Origin of the sequence: Binatus sp. (SeqCode) (assembly GCF_036522015.1) — a bacterium.
In the GTDB taxonomy this organism is placed as follows: domain Bacteria; phylum Desulfobacterota; class Binatia; order Binatales; family Binataceae; genus Binatus.
This window is the reverse complement of the sequence record NZ_DATDGQ010000250.1, coordinates 1-4,214: the sequence shown is the minus strand read 5'-3', so window position 1 is coordinate 4,214 and position 4,214 is coordinate 1. Positions and strand designations below refer to the sequence as shown.

6 protein-coding genes and 1 pseudogene are annotated in these 4,214 nt (G+C 59.5%); 4 read left to right on the top strand and 3 right to left on the bottom strand.

What is annotated here, in order from left to right; genetic code table 11:
• From VIW95_RS10740 to VIW95_RS10730, 4 genes and pseudogenes are all read left to right on the top strand, one after another.
• A partial coding sequence (locus VIW95_RS10740; RefSeq protein ID WP_331586256.1) for a hypothetical protein occupies positions 1-732 on the top strand: 732 nt, incomplete at its 5' end.
• Positions 733-742: 10 nt separating this feature from the next.
• On the top strand, positions 743-964 hold the full coding sequence (locus VIW95_RS10735) for a hypothetical protein (protein ID WP_331586254.1): 222 nt from the start codon (positions 743-745) through the stop codon (positions 962-964).
• Positions 965-982: 18 nt separating this feature from the next.
• Positions 983-1,192, top strand: a pseudogene (locus VIW95_RS17625) (DUF4336 domain-containing protein); the annotation flags it as partial.
• Positions 1,193-1,238: 46 nt separating this feature from the next.
• Complete coding sequence (locus tag VIW95_RS10730) at positions 1,239-1,658, top strand: hypothetical protein (protein ID WP_331586252.1); 420 nt, start codon at positions 1,239-1,241, stop codon at positions 1,656-1,658.
• Between the two features lie 27 nt (positions 1,659-1,685).
• Here the strand turns inward: VIW95_RS10730 and VIW95_RS10725 are convergent, their stop codons facing one another.
• The 3 genes from VIW95_RS10725 to VIW95_RS10715 all read right to left on the bottom strand — a co-directional run.
• Entirely contained in the window at positions 1,686-2,522 is an 837-nt protein-coding gene (locus VIW95_RS10725) for a DUF2182 domain-containing protein (protein WP_331586250.1), read from the bottom strand.
• Between the two features lie 6 nt (positions 2,523-2,528).
• Positions 2,529-3,134: a DUF1326 domain-containing protein gene (locus tag VIW95_RS10720; protein WP_331586248.1), complete on the bottom strand. Its 606-nt coding sequence runs from the start codon at positions 3,132-3,134 to the stop codon at positions 2,529-2,531.
• Between the two features lie 109 nt (positions 3,135-3,243).
• Positions 3,244-4,214 (bottom strand): M24B family metallopeptidase (locus tag VIW95_RS10715; RefSeq protein ID WP_331586246.1); only part of this gene is annotated, 971 nt, incomplete at its 5' end.

Below are 4,214 nucleotides of genomic sequence, written 5' to 3'. Positions count from 1 at the left end.
GGCGCCGTCGCCCCCGCGCTCATTCTTCACAGCTCTGTTTACCAAACGCTCGGTTGGTACCTGCCGAACATCTACGGCAACCTTCACGCGCGCCAGGAATGGAACATCTTTGCCCCTGTGATGGTCGGCGAACGGCTCACGACTCGCGCCGTCATCGTCGATCGCTACGTCAAGCGCGATCGCGAGTACGTCGTGAACGAAGTCCTGGTCGCCAACGCGTCGGGACAAATCGTGTCGCGCAGCCGCACCCACCAGAGCTTCCTGCTGCCGGAACAGACGAAGCAAGCTTTCGTGGTCGATAAGTCGCGCGAGAAAGATTCTTCGCGCACCTTCAAAATCGGCGAGCGCGGCGGCGATCCCATCGACGCGCTGATGCGCAAGATCAGCGAAGAGATGTGCATGGCTTTTTCAGGGCCCGTGCGCAACTACCATAACGACCGGCAGAAAGCGGTCGAGCTTGGATTTCCGGAAATCGTCGTGCAGGGGATGCTCTCGGTCTGCCTCGTTGCCGAGATGATGACGAAGCGCTTCGGCCTCGGCTTCCTCTACGGCGGCAAGATGGATCTGCGGCTCGTGAACGTAGTGTGGGGCAACGACGTCACCGGTCCCAAAGGTCTGATCGTCGAGCGTCACCCCGAGGGCAAACGGTCACGCGCGGAAGTTGAAGTCTGGTGCGACAAAGCCGACGGAACCAAAACAATCGTCGGCAGCGCCAGCGCTCTCGAGCTGTAACCGACTCGCTGTGAGCGCGAGAGTCTTGCTCGAAGTTGCTGCGGTTGCTCTCCTGACCACCGGATGCGCCAATCGATGCGACTACACGCAGACCAAATGCCAGTACCAATGCAATCGCAACTACCAGGTCTGCGAGCTACATGGTAATGACGAATTCTATTGCAGAAACGAAACAGGTAATTGCTGGGTTGAATGCGACGTCGCCCGCACCGGCTGCCATTCGTGGCTGTGAGTATCGTGGCGTGAAGGGATGTTGCGCGAAATCGATACTGACATATGGGCGGCGGAAGCGCCTCAAAGATTTCTCGGTGCGGATGTCGGCACCCGGATGACGGTGATCAGACTCGCCGACGGATCCCTATTCGTGCATTCTCCGATACATCTCGACGACGAGATTCGCGCGACCCTGGATCGCATCGGGCCGGTACGGCATGTCGTTGCGCCCAACCGGTATCATCATCTGTACGTGGCGGACTATCAGCGAAACTATCCGGAGGCCAAACTCTATGCCGCACCTGGCCTCGACGAAGCGGCGCGACCTTCGTTTCGACGCGATTCTGAGCGACGAACCGCCCGCGGCGTCGCGCGGCCAAATCGATCAGTTGGTATTCCGCGGATTTGCGCCACTCAACGAGACGGTGTTTTTCCATCGCCCGAGCCGCACCGTTCTGTTTACCGATCTTTTGTTCAACGTGACCCATACCGATTCAGCGTGGACCAGGGTGTTGTTGACTCTGGACGGCGGATTCGGAGGCCCGGCGGTCGCGAGGACATTCAGGCTGCTGATGAAGATGCGCGAGCGGACGGTCTCAGCTTCGGTGGCGCGCATCCTGAAATGGGACTTCGATCGGATGATCCTCGCTCACGGAGATGTTATCGAGCACGGCGCGAAAGCTGTGCTGCAGGACGCCTACTCATTCCTGTAGCTTCCCTCGAAAAGTAATTATGCCGGACTATCGAGTAGATGTTGACGGCGCAGGGCAACGATTCATATAAAGGGCTCGACTTGAGCTTAAAGAATCGGTACGCGACGCTACCAGAAGTCCAAGAGCGAACAGCAGTGCGCCAACCGGCCTGACCATGTGGCGGCCCCATCGCAGGTTCTTCTCAACCGCCATAATCGATCCGAGCGCGAACATCACGGAGAGATTTCCGGCGCCGGCAAAGACCATCAACAGCATAAGCGCCCAGCAGCAGCCGACGCAAAAGAGCCCGTGATGCATGCCCAGCCACCACGCCTGCCGCATGTGGTTTTCGCCGGTCCAGTGCTCGACGACGAAACCAAACGGCGAACGGCATTTGGAGAGACACTTGTACTTCACCGAACTGAACTGAAAGGCGCCCGCGAGGAGCAGAATGCCAGCTATCAGCATCGGTTCGGTGATGCTCGTCAGCTCGAGACTCGCTCTGTGAATGCCAATTGCAAACACGTAGGCTAACGCGCCGAATCCGATCCAGGCCGAGAGGTACCCAACAATGACCAGGGCGGTTAGTAAGCCGCGCTCAGGCCGGTCATGCGCGATTCGATTGAAGATACTAACCAGGGGGATGCTGGTGGGGAGCATCATCGCGATCGTCATCACCGTCCATCCGCCAACGAACAAGAGGCTGCCGAGCAGATAGGTACCGTTCACCGGCGGTCCGATCAGCTGGGCGTGATGCAGGTAGTGCAGAGTGGGCGAGTGCGCGAAGCGCCAAAGAAGAAGCCACGCGAGAGCGCTGGTGATCGCGATTAGCACTCCTACGAGCCAGTACTCACGCTCGCGCAAACCGATTGCAGCTGCCGGCAAAATCGTCTACCCCTCGAAGCGGAAGTGACCCTGAATCGCGTTGTGACCGCGGAGATCGATATCGAAGCCAAGCCGAGCCTCTTTCGCACGGTATCGCGACGCCTTGCTAACGTACGCCGGGGATCCCGGTATCGTCGAGAAGGCAGTCTCTTGAAGAGTCGTCACGCGGCCGGTCGCCCCTTTAAATGGTTCCATCTCGGCCTCGAAGTCGGCGCCGATTTTCAGATGGCCCTTGCCTTCCTTGACGTCGAACAGGATCGGAGCCTTGTCAACGGCAAGAATCTCGGCGTAAAGGTTGGCGATGCCCTTGATCGGGCCGCCGAGCTTACCAGTGAAAGCGCTGACCAGCGCCTCGTGCTGCTCAGCAGTTGCCTTGTCGTCGACAAAGAAGATGACCTTCCAGTTGCCGTCGAGTGGATTGCCCGGGATGTGATTCACTCCTGCGATCGTCAGGTTCGAAACGTCGACGCCGTTCACGTTTCCCTTCCGGACGTGCCACGAGTTTATTGATTGGCAGGTCCCATCACCGTCAGGAGTTTCGCCGACCCAGCAGGGGCACAAGATTTTGCAAGTGCACACTTCGAGGAGATCGCCTTCCAAATGGTAGGACATTGCTCTACCTCCCTAGCGATGCAGACTCCTGTCCGCCACCCCGATAGCAACGGAACGATGCACTACAGTAGTCGATCGCCTCGGATAGGCCAATCGGAGAGGGAAGTGACTATTGCGCTGTAGTCAGTGCTTCGACATCCGCAACCGACTTTGGTGTCGCCGAGGTCATTACCTCGTGACCGGCTTCGGTGACTAGCACATCGTCTTCGATTCGAATCCCGACCCCGCGATAACTGTCGGGAACTTCGTCGTCGTCGGGCGCGATGTAGAGCCCCGGCTCTACCGTGAGCACCATCCCCGGCTCGAGCACTCGCGACGCGCCGTTCACCCGGTAGAGCCCCACATCATGCACGTCCATGCCGAGCCAGTGACTCGTGCGGTGCATGTAATAGCGCCGATAGGAACCCTTCTCGATTATCTCGTCGGCCGTGCCATGCAGCACTCCGAGCTGCCGCATGCCGTCAACCAGCACGCGCAGAGCAATTTCGTGCGGCTCATCAAAATGCGCGCCCGGCTTGATCGCGTCGATCGCCTTGAGCTGCGCGTCGAGCACGACTTCGTACAGGCTGCGCTGCAAGCCGGTGAAGCGGGCACCGACCGGCGAGGTGCGCGTGATATCCGCGGCGTAGAAATCGTACTCCGCACCCGCGTCGATCAGCAGCAATTCGCCGGTGCGCATCTCGCGATCGTTGTTGATGTAGTGCAGCGTCGCGGCGTTGGGTCCCGACGCGATGATCGACGGGTAGCTCGGACCGGCCGCTCCCTGAGATCGAAATGTGTAATCGACTTCCGCCTCGATCTGCCATTCGCGCATCCCGCCGCGCGCCTTCGTCATCGCGCGCTTATGCGCGTCCGCCGAAATAGCCATCGCCCGCCGCATCGCCTCGAGCTCGGCCGGCTCCTTCTTCAGCCGCGCCTCGTGAATGACGTCGCGCGGATCTATAATCGACGATGGCCCCACCCCGATTCGCGGCCGCATCGACTGCGCCCATCGAATCAGTTTCATCACTCGCTCATCCATCTTCTCGTTCAGCCCGAGCGGATAGTGCACACGGTCGCTCTTTTCGAGATAGCGCGGCA

Bases quoted from the DNA above. Each gene is read 5' to 3' on its own strand.
- VIW95_RS10730 (WP_331586252.1), top strand. From the start codon at position 1,239: ATGCCGCACCTGGCCTCGACGAAGCGGCGCGACCTTCGTTTCGACGCG.
- VIW95_RS10720 (WP_331586248.1), bottom strand. From the start codon at position 3,134: ATGTCCTACCATTTGGAAGGCGATCTCCTCGAAGTGTGCACTTGCAAA.